Genomic DNA, 16,592 nt, shown 5'->3' with positions numbered 1-16,592 from the left:
GTATGTGACAGCTTTCGGTGTTTTGTGAACATCGAACTTTCGGTTCGTTTCGTCTTCACACACCGCGATCTGGTCTCTCTCGAGTTCGCAAATTGCTTGGGTGTTATATGGTCAAGCCTCACGGGCAATTAGTATTGGTTAGCTCAACGCCTCACAGCGCTTACACACCCAACCTATCAACGTCGTAGTCTTCGACGGCCCTTCAGGGAACTCAAGGTTCCAGTGAGATCTCATCTTGAGGCAAGTTTCCCGCTTAGATGCTTTCAGCGGTTATCTTTCCCGAACATAGCTACCCGGCAATGCCACTGGCGTGACAACCGGAACACCAGAGGTTCGTCCACTCCGGTCCTCTCGTACTAGGAGCAGCCCCTCTCAAATCTCAAACGTCCACGGCAGATAGGGACCGAACTGTCTCACGACGTTCTAAACCCAGCTCGCGTACCACTTTAAATGGCGAACAGCCATACCCTTGGGACCGGCTTCAGCCCCAGGATGTGATGAGCCGACATCGAGGTGCCAAACACCGCCGTCGATATGAACTCTTGGGCGGTATCAGCCTGTTATCCCCGGAGTACCTTTTATCCGTTGAGCGATGGCCCTTCCATACAGAACCACCGGATCACTAAGACCTACTTTCGTACCTGCTCGACGTGTCTGTCTCGCAGTCAAGCGCGCTTTTGCCTTTATACTCTACGACCGATTTCCGACCGGTCTGAGCGCACCTTCGTACTCCTCCGTTACTCTTTAGGAGGAGACCGCCCCAGTCAAACTACCCACCATACACTGTCCTCGATCCGGATAACGGACCTGAGTTAGAACCTCAAAGTTGCCAGGGTGGTATTTCAAGGATGGCTCCACGCGAACTGGCGTCCACGCTTCAAAGCCTCCCACCTATCCTACACAAGCAAATTCAAAGTCCAGTGCAAAGCTATAGTAAAGGTTCACGGGGTCTTTCCGTCTAGCCGCGGATACACTGCATCTTCACAGCGATTTCAATTTCACTGAGTCTCGGGTGGAGACAGCGCCGCCATCGTTACGCCATTCGTGCAGGTCGGAACTTACCCGACAAGGAATTTCGCTACCTTAGGACCGTTATAGTTACGGCCGCCGTTTACCGGGGCTTCGATCAAGAGCTTCGCGTTAGCTAACCCCATCAATTAACCTTCCGGCACCGGGCAGGCGTCACACCCTATACGTCCACTTTCGTGTTTGCAGAGTGCTGTGTTTTTAATAAACAGTCGCAGCGGCCTGGTATCTTCGACCGGCATGAGCTTACGGAGCAAGTCCTTCACCCTCACCGGCGCACCTTCTCCCGAAGTTACGGTGCCATTTTGCCTAGTTCCTTCACCCGAGTTCTCTCAAGCGCCTTGGTATTCTCTACCCAACCACCTGTGTCGGTTTGGGGTACGGTTCCTGGTTACCTGAAGCTTAGAAGCTTTTCTTGGAAGCATGGCATCAACCACTTCGTGTTCTAAAAGAACACTCGTCATCAGCTCTCGGCCTTAAGATCCCGGATTTACCTAAGATCTCAGCCTACCACCTTAAACTTGGACAACCAACGCCAAGCTGGCCTAGCCTTCTCCGTCCCTCCATCGCAATAACCAGAAGTACAGGAATATTAACCTGTTTTCCATCGACTACGCTTTTCAGCCTCGCCTTAGGGACCGACTAACCCTGCGTCGATTAACGTTGCGCAGGAAACCTTGGTCTTTCGGCGTGGGTGTTTTTCACACCCATTGTCGTTACTCATGTCAGCATTCGCACTTCTGATACCTCCAGCAAGCTTCTCAACTCACCTTCACAGGCTTACAGAACGCTCCTCTACCGCATCATCCGAAGATGATACCCGTAGCTTCGGTGTATGGTTTGAGCCCCGTTACATCTTCCGCGCAGGCCGACTCGACTAGTGAGCTATTACGCTTTCTTTAAAGGGTGGCTGCTTCTAAGCCAACCTCCTAGCTGTCTAAGCCTTCCCACATCGTTTCCCACTTAACCATAACTTTGGGACCTTAGCTGACGGTCTGGGTTGTTTCCCTTTTCACGACGGACGTTAGCACCCGCCGTGTGTCTCCCATGCTCGGCACTTGTAGGTATTCGGAGTTTGCATCGGTTTGGTAAGTCGGGATGACCCCCTAGCCGAAACAGTGCTCTACCCCCTACAGTGATACATGAGGCGCTACCTAAATAGCTTTCGAGGAGAACCAGCTATCTCCGAGCTTGATTAGCCTTTCACTCCGATCCACAGGTCATCCGCTAACTTTTCAACGGTAGTCGGTTCGGTCCTCCAGTTAGTGTTACCCAACCTTCAACCTGCCCATGGATAGATCGCCCGGTTTCGGGTCTATTCCCAGCGACTAGACGCCCTATTAAGACTCGCTTTCGCTACGCCTCCCCTATTCGGTTAAGCTCGCCACTGAAAATAAGTCGCTGACCCATTATACAAAAGGTACGCAGTCACCCAACAAAGTGGGCTCCCACTGCTTGTACGCATACGGTTTCAGGATCTATTTCACTCCCCTCTCCGGGGTTCTTTTCGCCTTTCCCTCACGGTACTAGTTCACTATCGGTCAGTCAGTAGTATTTAGCCTTGGAGGATGGTCCCCCCATATTCAGACAAAGTTTCTCGTGCTCCGTCCTACTCGATTTCATGACTAAGAGATTTTCGCGTACAGGGCTATCACCCACTATGGCCGCACTTTCCAGAGCGTTCCGCTAATCTCAAAGCCACTTAAGGGCTAGTCCCCGTTCGCTCGCCACTACTAAGGGAATCTCGGTTGATTTCTTTTCCTCAGGGTACTTAGATGTTTCAGTTCCCCTGGTTCGCTTCTTGCACCTATGTATTCAGTACAAGATAACCATCTTATGATGGCTGGGTTCCCCCATTCAGACATCTCCGGATCAAAGTCTGTTTGCCGACTCCCCGAAGCTTTTCGCAGGCTACCACGTCTTTCATCGCCTCTGACTGCCAAGGCATCCACCGTATGCGCTTCTTCACTTGACCATATAACCCCAAGCAATCTGGTTATACTGTGAAGACGACATTCGCCGAAAATTCGAATTTCTCAACTAAGAGAACTCACAAATTTTACCTTAGCCTGATCCGTTACCAGTGAAAGTAACGTTCAGTCTATCTTTCTATCACATACCCAAATTTTTAAAGAACGATCTAATCAAAAGACTAGAAATCAATATTCTCAATGGAATACTCATTTCTAAGCTTTCAGAAGCAGTTATATGGTGGAGCCAAGCGGGATCGAACCGCTGACCTCCTGCGTGCAAGGCAGGCGCTCTCCCAGCTGAGCTATGGCCCCATAACAAAATTGGTGGGTCTGGGCAGATTCGAACTGCCGACCTCACCCTTATCAGGGGTGCGCTCTAACCAACTGAGCTACAGACCCAATTTCGAGCGCGCAACTGTTAGCTTGGAGCTATCAGCTTGGAGCTTAAAGCTGCTTCTATCGTCTTCTTCAATGAATCAAGCAATTCGTGTGGGAACTTATGGAGCAGCTGATGTCGTCGATTAAGGAGGTGATCCAGCCGCAGGTTCCCCTACGGCTACCTTGTTACGACTTCACCCCAGTCATGAATCACACCGTGGTAACCGTCCTCCCGAAGGTTAGACTAGCTACTTCTGGTGCAACCCACTCCCATGGTGTGACGGGCGGTGTGTACAAGGCCCGGGAACGTATTCACCGTGACATTCTGATTCACGATTACTAGCGATTCCGACTTCACGCAGTCGAGTTGCAGACTGCGATCCGGACTACGATCGGTTTTATGGGATTAGCTCCACCTCGCGGCTTGGCAACCCTTTGTACCGACCATTGTAGCACGTGTGTAGCCCAGGCCGTAAGGGCCATGATGACTTGACGTCATCCCCACCTTCCTCCGGTTTGTCACCGGCAGTCTCCTTAGAGTGCCCACCATAACGTGCTGGTAACTAAGGACAAGGGTTGCGCTCGTTACGGGACTTAACCCAACATCTCACGACACGAGCTGACGACAGCCATGCAGCACCTGTCTCAATGCTCCCGAAGGCACCAATCCATCTCTGGAAAGTTCATTGGATGTCAAGGCCTGGTAAGGTTCTTCGCGTTGCTTCGAATTAAACCACATGCTCCACCGCTTGTGCGGGCCCCCGTCAATTCATTTGAGTTTTAACCTTGCGGCCGTACTCCCCAGGCGGTCAACTTAATGCGTTAGCTGCGCCACTAAGACCTCAAGGCTCCCAACGGCTAGTTGACATCGTTTACGGCGTGGACTACCAGGGTATCTAATCCTGTTTGCTCCCCACGCTTTCGCACCTCAGTGTCAGTATCAGTCCAGGTGGTCGCCTTCGCCACTGGTGTTCCTTCCTATATCTACGCATTTCACCGCTACACAGGAAATTCCACCACCCTCTACCATACTCTAGCTCGACAGTTTTGAATGCAGTTCCCAGGTTGAGCCCGGGGATTTCACATCCAACTTAACGAACCACCTACGCGCGCTTTACGCCCAGTAATTCCGATTAACGCTTGCACCCTCTGTATTACCGCGGCTGCTGGCACAGAGTTAGCCGGTGCTTATTCTGTCGGTAACGTCAAAATTGCAGAGTATTAATCTACAACCCTTCCTCCCAACTTAAAGTGCTTTACAATCCGAAGACCTTCTTCACACACGCGGCATGGCTGGATCAGGCTTTCGCCCATTGTCCAATATTCCCCACTGCTGCCTCCCGTAGGAGTCTGGACCGTGTCTCAGTTCCAGTGTGACTGATCATCCTCTCAGACCAGTTACGGATCGTCGCCTTGGTGAGCCATTACCTCACCAACTAGCTAATCCGACCTAGGCTCATCTGATAGCGCAAGGCCCGAAGGTCCCCTGCTTTCTCCCGTAGGACGTATGCGGTATTAGCGTTCCTTTCGAAACGTTGTCCCCCACTACCAGGCAGATTCCTAGGCATTACTCACCCGTCCGCCGCTGAATCCAGGAGCAAGCTCCTCTCATCCGCTCGACTTGCATGTGTTAGGCCTGCCGCCAGCGTTCAATCTGAGCCATGATCAAACTCTTCAGTTCAAACATCTTTGGGTTTTTAAGAAACCCTAAACTTGGCTCAGCAATCGTTGGTTACATCTTTGATTTCTCGCGGAGTAACTTGTGATGCTGATAATCTTGTTGACTATCAGTCTGACTCCACAAGCACCCACACGAATTGCTTGATTCAGTTGTTAAAGAGCGGTTGGTTAAGATCTTTCGTCTCAACCGAGGCGCGCATTCTACAGCAGCCTCATTTGCTGTCAAGTGATTATTTTCAGAAGTTTTCGAAGATTTCTTCAACAACTTCAACCACTTGCGCCTCCGATCTCTCGTCAGCGGGAGGCGAATTCTACAGCGTTACACGCTGCTGTCAACACCTCTTTTTCAACTTCCTTTTGACTTCGATTAACTGAAGCAACCTGCCGCCGAAACCTACATAACTCATTGATTCTCAAGGAGTTTTCCGTTTCGACTGCGCCGGAAGTGGGGCGAATTATAGACATCTGAAATCTGCCGTCAACTGTTAATTGCGCTTTTCTATCGATCCGTTGAAAAAGCCTTCTATATAGAGGCGCTTACGCATGCCTGATTCAAAATCAAGGAGACAGCCCCTCTACCAGCAAGCGTAGGCAAGGACCGTTGGCGCATATAACAAAGCCAGGGCATTGGGCATTGGATTAGCGAACAGCAAGGGAGAGGAGGTTCAACAATAGATGGTGTCCCAGGGCAGGTTCGAACTGCCAACCTTCCCCTTAGGAGGGGGATGCTCTATCCAATTGAGCTACTGAGACACACGTTTTGTCGCAGCAGACGCTGCATGACGGACGGCGTGCATGTTAACCACCGAACCTCGATTTGTCATGTCGTCCGTAGGGCTTTTTAAGTGTAGGCAGGCGACCTGCAATGTTGCGGGAAAAATTACCGTGCATTTTGCACGCTGCCTAAAAAGCCATCAGTGCAGATTGCAACCTGCACAATTCGAAAAAACCGCTCAAATGATTGTTTTTAAAGGACTTAACAGAGGTTAGACTGTTGGCACGACGTCTGCTTTGTCTGTTCTTATAGAAGAACATTCGGAGCTACGCCCATGAACAGCACTCTTTTGCTTGCAAACGCAATTGCTCTGGCAGTCTTGGCGAGCTTCCACTTTATACCCGCAAGCGAGTCGCCGGAGCCATTAGCCCAGCGCATGCCGCATTACTTGCAGGTACAAAGAGCCCCACAACTGGCGGTACTGAGCGATCAGGGCACCTCCACCCCTCAGGCCGTCAGTATCTCTGAGCAGGTGCGACCAGCACTGAGCTCCGAACATCTGGTTTTTTGAAATATCTTCAGGAGTACAACATGTCCAAGTCAGCTGCGGGGTTTCTGATCCTCGCCCTTTTGAGTGGCGCTGTGCATTTATCGCTGTTCGAGGGCGCTGAAATCACCCTGCCCCTGATTGGCTGCGCCGTTTTTGCCGTGCTATTTGTGCTGGCACTGGCAGCAGGACGAAAGATCAAATTTGATCCGGTTTTACGTTGAGCTTGATCAGACGCAAGAGATCATTGACAGCGTCCGCCAACTCCCCGGAATTGTCGATAAGATGTACAGGCCCATCACTTGACCTCCTATCCTTGAACAACGCATTGCGAGCCAGTCTTGCGTCAATTTGCTCAAGCATTTCCCTACCACGCTTGAGCAGACGCTCTCGCAGCACTTCATCCCTGACCGTCAGCAACACCGGTAACAGCGCTGGATAGCATTCCATTGCTTGACGCAGATTGGCCCGAGAGCCATTGACCAGCACATGCTGTCCAGCACTGAGCCGTTGATCCATTTCGACTGGAATCCCGTAGGCAAGGCCATTGGCACGCCAAGCCAACGAGAAGTCACCAGCGCGCTCGCGTCGCTCGAACTCCTCCGGTGTCACTCCAATGGCGTCCTCCCCTACCGATTCAGCGGATCGCGTTATCACCCGGCGCATCACCTCGCAGTTCAACGCACGTAATGGCACCCGCGCAGCCTCAATCAAACTGTCCTTTCCCGAACCGGACGGCCCCATCAAATAAATTAGCTTGCCACCCATCCTGAAAACGTCCTCCGGCAGGTGTCTGCCACTAGTAAATCGGCAATTTGCCACTATCCTGTACAGGTAAGGAACCAGGATTTAGAACCCGCATAGGATGCACGTTCTGATGGCTTCGGACATCAATAGATGTGTATCAGGAGGCGGACCAGGTTGCGGACAGAGGTGAAGATTTCAAACCAGTCCGCATTTCTGATAATTGGTGCTGGCATTACGCCTTTACCCAGCTCAATATTTGTCACAGAATTGACGCCAATGATCTGGCAATTTTGAGGCATGATGCGGGCCTCTTAACAATTCAGGTTGAACCATTTGGCGCGGATGCTTGTCCTACCACACATCCTGCGGCCAATCCCGAGAACCGCTCCCCTGAACTAACCGGTTAAATATATGCGCCCATTGAAACAGGCAATTTATTCCAGCCGTACGGCTGACAAGTTCGTCGTACGTCTGCCAGACGGAATGCGGGAACGCATTGCCGAGGTGGCTCGCAATCATCATCGCAGCATGAACTCCGAAATCATTGCGCGCCTTGAGCAGAGTCTTATTCAGGAAGGTGCGCTGGGCGAAGAGCTGAGCATGCGCCTGGATAGCCCGGAGCTGTCGTTGCATGAGCGTGAGCTGTTGCAGCGTTTCCGCCAGCTGTCTCACCGTCAGCAGAATGCCTTGGTGTCCTTGATTGCCCACGACGCAGAAATGGCAGCAGACGCGTCCTGAGCCATACCGAACATCTCAAGCCAGCTTAATTGCTGGCTTTTTTTTGCGCGAAATTTGAGTTTTTGCAGACACAAAAAAGCCCGCCAATTTGGCGGGCTGTTTCGAAGCAGCAATTTAGAGCAGGAAGATTGTCGCCAACCCCAGGAAAATGAAGAAGCCACCGCTGTCGGTCATCGCGGTAATCATCACACTCGCGCCCATCGCCGGGTCGCGCCCCATTTTCGCCAGGGTCATCGGGATCAATACCCCCATCAGGGCGGCCAGCAGCAGGTTGAGCGTCATTGCCGCGGTCATTACCACGCCCAACGACCAACTGCCATAGAGCAGGTAGGCAACCACTCCGATCACACCACCCCAAACCAAACCATTGATCAAGCCTACCGCCAGCTCCTTGCGCATCAGTCGCGAAGTGTTGCCGGTGCTCACCTGGTCCAGCGCCATCGCGCGAACGATCATGGTGATCGTCTGATTGCCGGAGTTACCCCCAATACCCGCCACAATCGGCATCAGCGCCGCGAGCGCTACCAGCTTCTCGATCGAACCTTCGAACAAGCCGATCACACGGGATGCGATGAACGCGGTAATCAGGTTGATCGCCAGCCAGGCCCAACGGTTGCGCAGTGACTTCCAGACGGAAGCAAAAATGTCTTCCTCTTCACGCAGACCGGCCATGTTGAGAACTTCGCTTTCGCTCTCCTCACGAATCAGGTCGACCATTTCGTCAATGGTCAGACGGCCGATCAGCTTGCCGTTCTTGTCGACCACCGGGGCCGAGATCAAGTCATAACGCTCGAACGCCTGCGCAGCGTCGTAAGCGTCTTCGTCCGGGTGAAAACTCACCGGATCGCTGGCCATTACTTCGGCAACCTGCTTGTCCGGGTCATTGACCAGCAGACGCTTGATCGGCAGCACACCCTTGAGCACACCATCGTAATCAACCACAAACAGTTTGTCGGTGTGACCAGGAAGCTCTTTGAGACGACGCAAATAGCGCAGAACCACTTCGAGACTGACATCCTCGCGAATAGTCACCATCTCGAAGTCCATCAGCGCACCAACCTGCTCCTCGTCGTATGACAGGGCCGAACGCACACGCTCGCGCTGTTGGTTATCCAGACTCTCCATCAGCTCATGGACGACGTCTCGCGGCAGCTCGGAAGCCAGGTCAGCAAGTTCGTCGGCGTCCATGTCCTTGGCCGCAGCCAGGAGCTCGTGATCGTCCATGTCGGCGATCAGCGTTTCACGAACGGAGTCGGATACTTCGAGAAGAATGTCGCCGTCGCGATCGGCCTTCACCAATTGCCAGAGCGTCAGACGATCGTCCAGCGGCAAGGCTTCAAGGATGTAGGCGACGTCGGCAGAGTGCAGATCATCGAGCTTGCGTTGCAGTTCGACGAGATTTTGTCGATGAACCAGGTTTTCGACGCGATCGTGATGCGCGCCTTCCTGGCGATGAGTCAGGTCTTCGATGACGCGCTGACGCTGCAGCAACTCGACAACCTGAGCCAGGCGATCCTGCAGGCTTTCTTGTGTTTTCTTTACTTCGATTTCAGACATAGGCGAACTCCACTCCCAGCAGCGGGGCACGCCGGAAGGATCAATCAGTCAATTCATGATTGGTAAAGCGGTTTACTGAGTAACTACTGGGTAAGTCCATGGAGGTTTTCCATAAGCCCCGGCGGGGCTGACGGGCGCAATGATACACCGCCTGACGGTTTTAAACGTTAAAAAATCACGGTCGAAACAAGCGCTTGCGAAACAAACCTGAGCACTGTCCTGATCCCTGCACATGCGACGACTTATCCTGAAAAGAAAACACACCAGCGCTGAAAAATGTAGCGACTACCCTTTAGCGTAGATCGTCATGGAGGACGTCGAATGCCACTGAAAACATCTCACCTTGTACTTGCCAGCCTACTCTGCCTGCCACCCAACGGGGCTGCCCTCACCCTCCATCGCTGCGAAGCCGCTGACGGCAGCATCACGTTCACCTCGATGAGCTGTGCGCAAGGTGAACGGCGCTTCGCACAGGAAGTCCACCCCTACTCGCCCGGATCTGTTGTGGCCGTAATGCCAGAGCACAAACATGAAGAAACACCTGGCATGACAACGCGAAATAGAGAACCAGGCATTGTTGGTCACATTGAAGACCGATGCGGAAACCTGATCGACGCGAGACAACGTCGCGCAGCGATCATCAATCGACGCGTGATTGCGGGCATGAGCCAGCAAGACGTCGAAAGCGCACTAGGCAAACCGGACAAGGTGAATATTCGAACATCGACGACGAGCTATCGATACGACCTCAAGCGAGGCCGTAGTGCTCACATAGATTTTGACGAGAGGGGATGCGTGAAGGCAAAAGCCAAATCCCGGACAGCAAAAAGCCCGCGATAAACGCGGGCTTTTCGGTATATGGTGCACTCGACAGGATTCGAACCTGTGACCGCTCGGTTCGTAGCCGAGTACTCTATCCAGCTGAGCTACGAGTGCAATTTGTGTTTTTAGTCCAGACCACAACTGGATGAAGCCAAGTTATCTGCATTGCTGCAACTAACTCTTAAATGGTGCACTCGACAGGATTCGAACCTGTGACCGCTCGGTTCGTAGCCGAGTACTCTATCCAGCTGAGCTACGAGTGCATTTGTGTTTTTAGACCAGATCACATCTGGTTGAAGCCGAGCTATTTACATTGCTGTAACTAACTCTTAAATGGTGCACTCGACAGGATTCGAACCTGTGACCGCTCGGTTCGTAGCCGAGTACTCTATCCAGCTGAGCTACGAGTGCATTTGTTGCGCCGCATTATAGCCCGTCTAATCTCTATTCCAACCACTTTTTCTATTAATTTCAACAACTTAAAGAAAAAGCCAGATTACGACGTACTAAGCAAATAATGGCGGAGAACGGGGGATTCGAACCCCCGACACCCTTTTGAGGTGTACTCCCTTAGCAGGGGAGCGCCTTCGGCCACTCGGCCAGCTCTCCGCAACACGGGGCGTATCTTAACCAACCTTTTCCCCGTTTGCAAACATAAAAATCGATAAAAATTAATGGCTTGGTTCTTCGTCCTTCTCTTTCTTTATACGCAGGTAAATTTCCTCACGGTGCACAGCAACCTCTTTCGGGGCGTTGACGCCGATACGCACTTGATTTCCTTTAACGCCGAGCACGGTCACGGTGATTTCGCCATCACCGATAATCAGGCTTTCTGCGCACCGACGAGTCAGAATCAGCATACCTTTCTCCTTACGCAATTCAGTTCAGGGACAACAGTCTGCAAAAAAAAGGCACCCGACCTACAACCGGAGCGATCGTAGCCCTACATGCCTGAGTATTGACCAGCGCGGGCAAAAGAACAGTTCAGGGCCCGCGCCATTCAAAAAATAAAGGGCGCGGTCAGACCGCGCCCTTCAAGAAACGGAATTACTCGCCTTGACGGGCCGGCGCATCCAGTTCGAAAGCCGTGTGCAGGGCGCGCACGGCGAGTTCCAGGTACTTCTCTTCAATCACTACGGAAACCTTGATTTCCGAAGTAGAGATCATCTGGATGTTGATGCTTTCTTTTGCCAGCGATTCGAACATGCGGCTGGCCACACCGGCGTGGGAACGCATGCCGACGCCAACGATCGAGACCTTGGCAATCTTGGTATCGCCAACCACTTCACGGGCACCGATCTCACGAGCGGTGTTTTCCAGCACGGTCTGTGCGGCCTGGTAGTCGTTGCGGTGAACGGTGAAGGTGAAGTCGGTGGTGTTATCGTGCGCAACGTTCTGCACGATCATGTCGACTTCGATGTTCGCGGCACTGATCGGGCCGAGAATCTTGAACGCCACGCCCGGGGTGTCTGGCACGCCACGGATGGTCAGCTTGGCTTCATCGCGGTTGAAAGCGATGCCGGAAATGATCGGCTGTTCCATGGTTTCCTCTTCATCAATAGTAATGAGGGTGCCCGGACCCTCCTTGAAGCTGTGCAGTACGCGCAGCGGAACGTTGTACTTGCCGGCGAATTCCACCGCACGGATCTGCAACACCTTGGAACCGAGGCTGGCCATTTCCAGCATCTCTTCAAAGGTAATCTTGTCCAGGCGCTGAGCGACCGGCACCACACGCGGATCGGTGGTGTAGACACCATCGACGTCGGTGTAGATCTGGCACTCGTCAGCCTTCAACGCAGCAGCCAGTGCCACACCGGTAGTGTCGGAACCGCCACGACCGAGGGTGGTGATATTGCCGTGCTCGTCGACGCCCTGGAAACCGGCGACAACCACCACGCGCCCCGCTTTCAGATCACCACGAATCTTCTGGTCATCAATCTGCAAGATACGCGCTTTATTGTGCGCACTGTCGGTCAGGATCCGCACCTGATTACCGGTGTACGACACCGCCGGCACACCGCGCTTGATCAGCGCCATGGCCAACAGGGCGATCGTCACCTGCTCACCGGTGGAAACGATCACGTCCAGTTCACGCGGAACCGGTTGAGTGTCGCCACTGATTTGCTTGGCCAGATCGATCAGACGGTTGGTTTCGCCGCTCATTGCAGACAGCACAACCACCAGGTCATCGCCGGCATCGCGGAATTTCTTAACCTTGTCGGCGACCTGCTCGATTCTCTCGACAGTACCGACCGAGGTGCCTCCAAATTTCTGTACGATCAAAGCCATTTCAAAGCCGCCTCTGCCCATGAAGGGCGCCCAATAATTACTCGAACAGCCGCGCGGCCCGCCACTAGACTGCGGGCCGCACGGACTGTCTTATAAACCCTGCTCGACGAATGGAACGGTCAGCGCCAATGCGCCATCCAGTGCGCCGGCGTCAATACCGCCGCCCTGCGCCATGTCCGGACGACCACCGCCCTTCCCGCCCACTGCCGCAGCAGCCTGCTTCATCAAATCACCGGCTTTGAGTTGGCCAGTCAGGTCCTTGGTTACGCCTGCAACCAGTACGACCTTTTCCTCATGGACACTGCCGAGCAGGATCACTGCGCGGCCGAGTTTGTTTTTCAGTTGATCAACCAGCGCCAGCAGCGCCTTGGCGTCCTGACCATCCAGACGTGCGGCCAAGACCTTCACGCCTTTGACGTCCAGCGCAGAGGACGACAGATCGTCACCCGCAGCACTGGCAGCCTTGGCTTGCAACTGCTCGAGTTGCTTCTCCAGTTGGCGGTTGCGCTCCAGCACAGCCGACAGCTTGTCGATCAGGTTGTCGCGGCTGCCCTTGACCAGGCTGGCCGCTTCCTTGAGTTGTTCTTCTGCCGCGTTCAAGTAGGCCAGTGCCGCAGCACCAGTGACTGCCTCGATACGACGCACGCCCGAAGCCACACCGCCTTCACTGATGATTTTCAGCAGGCCGATGTCGCCGGTACGGTTGGCGTGGATACCGCCGCACAGCTCGACGGAGAAATCACCACCCATGCTCAGCACGCGCACATTGTCGCCGTACTTCTCGCCGAACAGCGCCATCGCGCCTTTGTTCTTCGCGGTTTCGATGTCGGTTTCTTCGGTTTCAACCGCGGAGTTCTTGCGAATCTCAGCGTTAACGATGTCTTCCAGCGCCTTGATCTGCTCAGGCTTGATCGCTTCAAAGTGGCTGAAGTCGAAGCGCAGACGCTGGCTATCCACCAACGAACCTTTCTGCTGAACGTGCTCACCCAGTACCTGGCGCAGTGCCGCGTGCAGCAAGTGCGTGGCCGAGTGGTTCAGCGAAGTCGCGTGACGCACCTCGGCATCGACGTGGGTTTCCACTGGCGCGCCGATGGTCAGGCTGCCCGAATCCAGCACACCGTGATGCAGGAAGGCGCCGCCGGTTTTGGTGGTATCGCGCACGTCGAAACGGCTGCTGCCGGCCTGCAGATAACCGCAGTCGCCGATCTGGCCGCCGGATTCAGCGTAGAACGGCGTCTGGTTCAGAACGATCACCGCCTCTTCGCCTTCATTCAAGACGTCGACCGACTGGCCATCTTTATAGATAGCGACGATTTTTGCCGAACCGCTGGTGTCTTTGTAGCCGGTGAATTCGGTGGCCACATCAACCTTGACCAAGGTGTTGTAGTCCAGACCGAAGGAGCTGGCCGAACGTGCACGAACACGTTGGGCTTCCATCTCACGTTCGAAACCGGCTTCGTCGACCGTCAGGCTGCGCTCGCGGGCGATGTCGGCGGTCAGGTCCATCGGGAAACCGTAGGTGTCGTAGAGTTTGAACACCACGTCGCCCGGCACCACGGTGCCTTTGAGTTCCAGCAGATCCTGCTCAAGAATCTTCAGGCCGTGCTCCAGGGTTTTGGAGAATTGCTCTTCTTCAGCCTTGAGCACGCGTTCGATGTTGCTCTGCTGCTTCTTCAGTTCCGGGAAGGCTTCGCCCATCTCGGCAACCAGTGCAGCAACGATCTTGTAGAAGAAGCTGCCGGTAGCGCCCAGCTTGTTACCGTGACGGCAGGCGCGACGGATGATCCGGCGCAGCACATAACCGCGACCTTCGTTGGACGGCAGCACGCCGTCGGCGATCAGGAAACCGCACGAACGGATGTGGTCAGACACGACTTTCAGCGAAGACTGGTCGCCGTTTTCGCAACCGATGGCTTCAGCCGAGGCTTTCAGCAGGTTCTTGAACAGGTCGATGTCGTAGTTGGAATTGACGTGCTGCATCACCGCGCTGATCCGCTCCAGGCCCATGCCGGTGTCGACCGACGGCGCTGGCAACGGATGCAACACGCCATCGGCGGTGCGGTTGAACTGCATGAACACGTTGTTCCATATCTCGATGTAACGGTCGCCATCTTCTTCCGGCGAGCCCGGTGGGCCGCCCCAGATGTGGTCGCCGTGATCGTAGAAAATCTCGGTGCAAGGACCGCACGGGCCGGTATCGCCCATGGTCCAGAAGTTGTCGGAGGCGTATGGCGCACCTTTGTTGTCGCCGATGCGGATCATGCGCTCGACCGGTACACCGATTTCTTTGGTCCAGATGTCATACGCTTCGTCATCCGAGGCGTAGACGGTGACCCAGAGTTTTTCCTTCGGCAGTTGCAGAACGCCGGTCAGGAAGGTCCACGCATAAGTAATCGCGTCCTTCTTGAAATAGTCACCGAAGCTGAAGTTACCGAGCATTTCGAAGAACGTGTGGTGACGAGCGGTATAACCGACGTTTTCCAGGTCGCTGTTCTTGCCACCGGCACGCACGCATTTCTGGCTGCTGGTTGCACGGGTGTACGCACGTTTTTCCTGGCCCAGGAAGCAGTCCTTGAACTGGTTCATCCCCGCGTTAGTGAACAGCAGGGTTGGGTCGTTGCCCGGAATCAAAGAGCTGGAGGCTACACGGGTGTGGCCTTGCTCTTCGAAGAAGCGAAGGAAGGCTTCACGGATTTCTGCGCTTTTCATTAGGTTCTTCCACGGAGGCTGCGGCCAAAGGCCTGTTCGAAACGTCAACAGACGAAGCGACGGCAAAGGGCCGCATTATATCGGCCCTGCGCGCGGGGTACAGCGTGTTTATACGATAGAAACGGTCAATTGGACGGCTAACGCTGTCACTTGCGCGAAAACTCGACGAATGTCGCGATCACTTGCTCGATTTGCGAGCGATTGACGTTCATGTGCGTGACCATGCGCAGACGCGCGGCGGCGCTCAATTTGATCCCGCGTTCGGCGGCAAACGCCTTGATCGCTTCGGCTTTGTCGCCCATTTGCACATAAACCATGTTGGTTTGCACGGGTTCGACGATGAAACCTGCTTCACGCAGACCTTCGGCGAGCAATAGCGCATTGGCGTGATCGTCTGCCAGACGCTCAACGTTGTGATCCAGCGCATAAAGCCCCGCCGCCGCCAACAGCCCGGCCTGACGCATGCCACCACCGACCATTTTGCGCAGACGGCGAGCCTTGCCGATCAGTTGCTCAGAACCACACAACACCGAGCCAACCGGCGCGCCAAGACCTTTGGACAGGCACACCGATACCGAATCAAAGTACTGAGTGATTTCCCGCGCATCGACACCCAACTTGACCGCCGCGTTGTACAGGCGCGCGCCGTCGAGGTGCAGTTGCAAGCCATTGTCTTGAGTGAAGCGGCGCGCCCGGGCCAGATATTCCAGCGGCAGGACTTTGCCCTGCATGGTGTTTTCCAGCGCCAGCAGACGGGTTCGGGCGAAGTGAAAGTCATCAGGCTTGATCGCTGCGGCGACCTGATCCAGATCCAGCGAGCCGTCAGCCTGAACTTCCAGCGGCTGCGGCTGGATCGAACCGAGCACTGCCGCGCCACCGCCCTCGTACTTGTAGGTATGCGCCTGCTGACCCACGACGTATTCGTCGCCGCGCTCGCAGTGCGCCATCAACCCCAGCAGGTTGCTCATGGTGCCGGTCGGCACGAACAAAGCGGCGGCAAAACCCAGGCGCTCGGCCAGTTCGGCCTCCAGGCGATTGACCGTTGGATCTTCGCCGTACACGTCATCGCCAGTGTCCGCCGCAGTCATTGCGTCGAGCATGGCGGGAGTCGGTTGGGTGACGGTGTCGCTGCGAAGATCGATAACGCTCATGAACCTGGCCTCAAGTTAGCAGGGGAAATCCCTTTACGAAGTGGAATTACTGCGGGCATCGCGTGGATTAATCAACCCTTGAGCGCGAAAAGGTCAGGTTACTTCTTGAGAACACACCATCCATGTGGGAGCGAGCCTGCTCGCGAAAGCAGTCTGTCAGTGACACATCTGCTGACTGACACACTGCTTTCGCGAGCAGGCTCGCTCCCACAGGTTCTGTGCAGGGCCGGAAAATATGTGTTAAAAACGCTGCGCCGCCC

Annotated in this window: 10 protein-coding genes, 7 tRNA genes and 2 rRNA genes; 4 read left to right on the top strand and 15 right to left on the bottom strand. The window is 54.3% G+C overall.

Annotated elements, in window-relative coordinates:
• Positions 1-107 precede the first annotated feature (107 nt).
• The 5 genes from ACI514_RS02905 to ACI514_RS02885 all read right to left on the bottom strand — a co-directional run bounded on the left by ACI514_RS02905 (position 108) and on the right by ACI514_RS02885 (position 5,810).
• Positions 108-3,001 (bottom strand): 23S ribosomal RNA (locus ACI514_RS02905).
• Between the two features lie 234 nt (positions 3,002-3,235).
• A tRNA-Ala gene (locus tag ACI514_RS02900) sits at positions 3,236-3,311 on the bottom strand.
• Between the two features lie 10 nt (positions 3,312-3,321).
• Positions 3,322-3,398 (bottom strand) — tRNA-Ile (locus ACI514_RS02895).
• Positions 3,399-3,521: 123 nt separating this feature from the next.
• A 16S ribosomal RNA gene (locus ACI514_RS02890) occupies positions 3,522-5,058 on the bottom strand.
• Together the 16S and 23S rRNA genes with 2 tRNA genes alongside form the textbook arrangement of a ribosomal RNA operon.
• 675 nt (positions 5,059-5,733) lie before the next feature.
• Positions 5,734-5,810, bottom strand: a tRNA-Arg gene (locus ACI514_RS02885).
• Between the two features lie 296 nt (positions 5,811-6,106).
• Here ACI514_RS02885 and ACI514_RS02880 point away from each other — a divergent pair.
• Together ACI514_RS02880 and ACI514_RS02875 are read left to right on the top strand one after the other, a co-directional pair.
• On the top strand, positions 6,107-6,343 hold the full coding sequence (locus ACI514_RS02880) for a hypothetical protein (RefSeq protein WP_160059084.1): 237 nt from the start codon (positions 6,107-6,109) through the stop codon (positions 6,341-6,343).
• 20 nt (positions 6,344-6,363) lie between these two features.
• On the top strand, positions 6,364-6,543 hold the full coding sequence (locus tag ACI514_RS02875) for a PA3371 family protein (protein ID WP_160059085.1): 180 nt from the start codon (positions 6,364-6,366) through the stop codon (positions 6,541-6,543).
• Here the strand turns inward: ACI514_RS02875 and phnN are convergent.
• Positions 6,518-7,087 carry a phosphonate metabolism protein/1,5-bisphosphokinase (PRPP-forming) PhnN gene (phnN, locus tag ACI514_RS02870; RefSeq protein ID WP_160059086.1) on the bottom strand — a complete coding sequence of 190 codons (570 nt, stop codon included), beginning with the start codon at positions 7,085-7,087 and terminating at the stop codon, positions 6,518-6,520. The two genes, ACI514_RS02875 and phnN, sit on opposite strands and share 26 nt — an antisense overlap.
• 390 nt (positions 7,088-7,477) lie before the next feature.
• Here phnN and ACI514_RS02865 point away from each other — a divergent pair, with 390 nt between their 5' ends.
• Entirely contained in the window at positions 7,478-7,804 is a 327-nt protein-coding gene (locus ACI514_RS02865; RefSeq protein ID WP_003178899.1) for an Arc family DNA-binding protein, read from the top strand.
• Between the two features lie 114 nt (positions 7,805-7,918).
• Here the strand turns inward: ACI514_RS02865 and mgtE are convergent, their stop codons facing one another.
• Positions 7,919-9,361, bottom strand: a complete 1,443-nt coding sequence (gene mgtE / locus ACI514_RS02860; RefSeq protein ID WP_160059087.1) for a magnesium transporter — start codon at positions 9,359-9,361, stop codon at positions 7,919-7,921.
• A 321-nt stretch (positions 9,362-9,682) separates the two neighbouring features.
• On the opposite strand from mgtE, the gene ACI514_RS02855 reads away from it, so the two are divergent.
• A complete protein-coding gene (locus ACI514_RS02855) occupies positions 9,683-10,201 on the top strand; it encodes a cell envelope protein SmpA (protein ID WP_405123056.1) in 519 nt (172 codons plus the stop codon).
• A 19-nt stretch (positions 10,202-10,220) separates the two neighbouring features.
• On the opposite strand, the gene ACI514_RS02850 is transcribed toward ACI514_RS02855, so the two are convergent.
• The 8 genes from ACI514_RS02850 to ltaE form a co-directional block, all read right to left on the bottom strand.
• A tRNA-Arg gene (locus tag ACI514_RS02850) sits at positions 10,221-10,297 on the bottom strand.
• Positions 10,298-10,369: 72 nt separating this feature from the next.
• Positions 10,370-10,446: transfer RNA gene (locus tag ACI514_RS02845), tRNA-Arg, on the bottom strand.
• 71 nt (positions 10,447-10,517) lie between these two features.
• Positions 10,518-10,594, bottom strand: a tRNA-Arg gene (locus ACI514_RS02840).
• A gap of 107 nt (positions 10,595-10,701) precedes the next feature.
• Positions 10,702-10,792, bottom strand: a tRNA-Ser gene (locus ACI514_RS02835).
• A 62-nt stretch (positions 10,793-10,854) separates the two neighbouring features.
• Positions 10,855-11,043 (bottom strand): carbon storage regulator CsrA, encoded by a 189-nt coding sequence (gene csrA / locus ACI514_RS02830; protein ID WP_002554426.1) that lies wholly within the window; start codon positions 11,041-11,043, stop codon positions 10,855-10,857.
• A 187-nt stretch (positions 11,044-11,230) separates the two neighbouring features.
• A complete protein-coding gene (locus ACI514_RS02825; RefSeq protein ID WP_007919332.1) occupies positions 11,231-12,472 on the bottom strand; it encodes an aspartate kinase in 1,242 nt (413 codons plus the stop codon).
• A gap of 90 nt (positions 12,473-12,562) precedes the next feature.
• On the bottom strand, positions 12,563-15,181 hold the full coding sequence (gene alaS, locus ACI514_RS02820; protein WP_160059089.1) for an alanine--tRNA ligase: 2,619 nt from the start codon (positions 15,179-15,181) through the stop codon (positions 12,563-12,565).
• Positions 15,182-15,327: 146 nt separating this feature from the next.
• Positions 15,328-16,332, bottom strand: a complete 1,005-nt coding sequence (ltaE, locus tag ACI514_RS02815; RefSeq protein WP_405123055.1) for a low-specificity L-threonine aldolase — start codon at positions 16,330-16,332, stop codon at positions 15,328-15,330.
• Positions 16,333-16,592: the final 260 nt, after the last annotated feature.

This window comes from Pseudomonas sp. M20 (genome assembly GCF_045037865.1).
GTDB lineage: Bacteria > Pseudomonadota > Gammaproteobacteria > Pseudomonadales > Pseudomonadaceae > Aquipseudomonas.
The sequence above is the reverse complement of the archived record's forward strand: the minus strand, read 5'-3'. Positions and strand labels throughout refer to the sequence as shown.

What these genes read in the sequence shown, in the direction of transcription:
- ACI514_RS02880 (WP_160059084.1), top strand. Translation starts at nt 6,107, where the DNA reads ATGAACAGCACTCTTTTGCTTGCAAACGCAATTGCTCTGGCAGTCTTG.
- ACI514_RS02875 (WP_160059085.1), top strand. Translation starts at nt 6,364, where the DNA reads ATGTCCAAGTCAGCTGCGGGGTTTCTGATCCTCGCCCTTTTGAGTGGC.
- phnN (WP_160059086.1), bottom strand. Translation starts at nt 7,087, where the DNA reads ATGGGTGGCAAGCTAATTTATTTGATGGGGCCGTCCGGTTCGGGAAAG.
- ACI514_RS02865 (WP_003178899.1), top strand. Translation starts at nt 7,478, where the DNA reads ATGCGCCCATTGAAACAGGCAATTTATTCCAGCCGTACGGCTGACAAG.
- mgtE (WP_160059087.1), bottom strand. Translation starts at nt 9,361, where the DNA reads ATGTCTGAAATCGAAGTAAAGAAAACACAAGAAAGCCTGCAGGATCGC.
- ACI514_RS02855 (WP_405123056.1), top strand. Translation starts at nt 9,683, where the DNA reads ATGCCACTGAAAACATCTCACCTTGTACTTGCCAGCCTACTCTGCCTG.
- csrA (WP_002554426.1), bottom strand. Translation starts at nt 11,043, where the DNA reads ATGCTGATTCTGACTCGTCGGTGCGCAGAAAGCCTGATTATCGGTGAT.
- ACI514_RS02825 (WP_007919332.1), bottom strand. Translation starts at nt 12,472, where the DNA reads ATGGCTTTGATCGTACAGAAATTTGGAGGCACCTCGGTCGGTACTGTC.
- alaS (WP_160059089.1), bottom strand. Translation starts at nt 15,181, where the DNA reads ATGAAAAGCGCAGAAATCCGTGAAGCCTTCCTTCGCTTCTTCGAAGAG.
- ltaE (WP_405123055.1), bottom strand. Translation starts at nt 16,332, where the DNA reads ATGAGCGTTATCGATCTTCGCAGCGACACCGTCACCCAACCGACTCCC.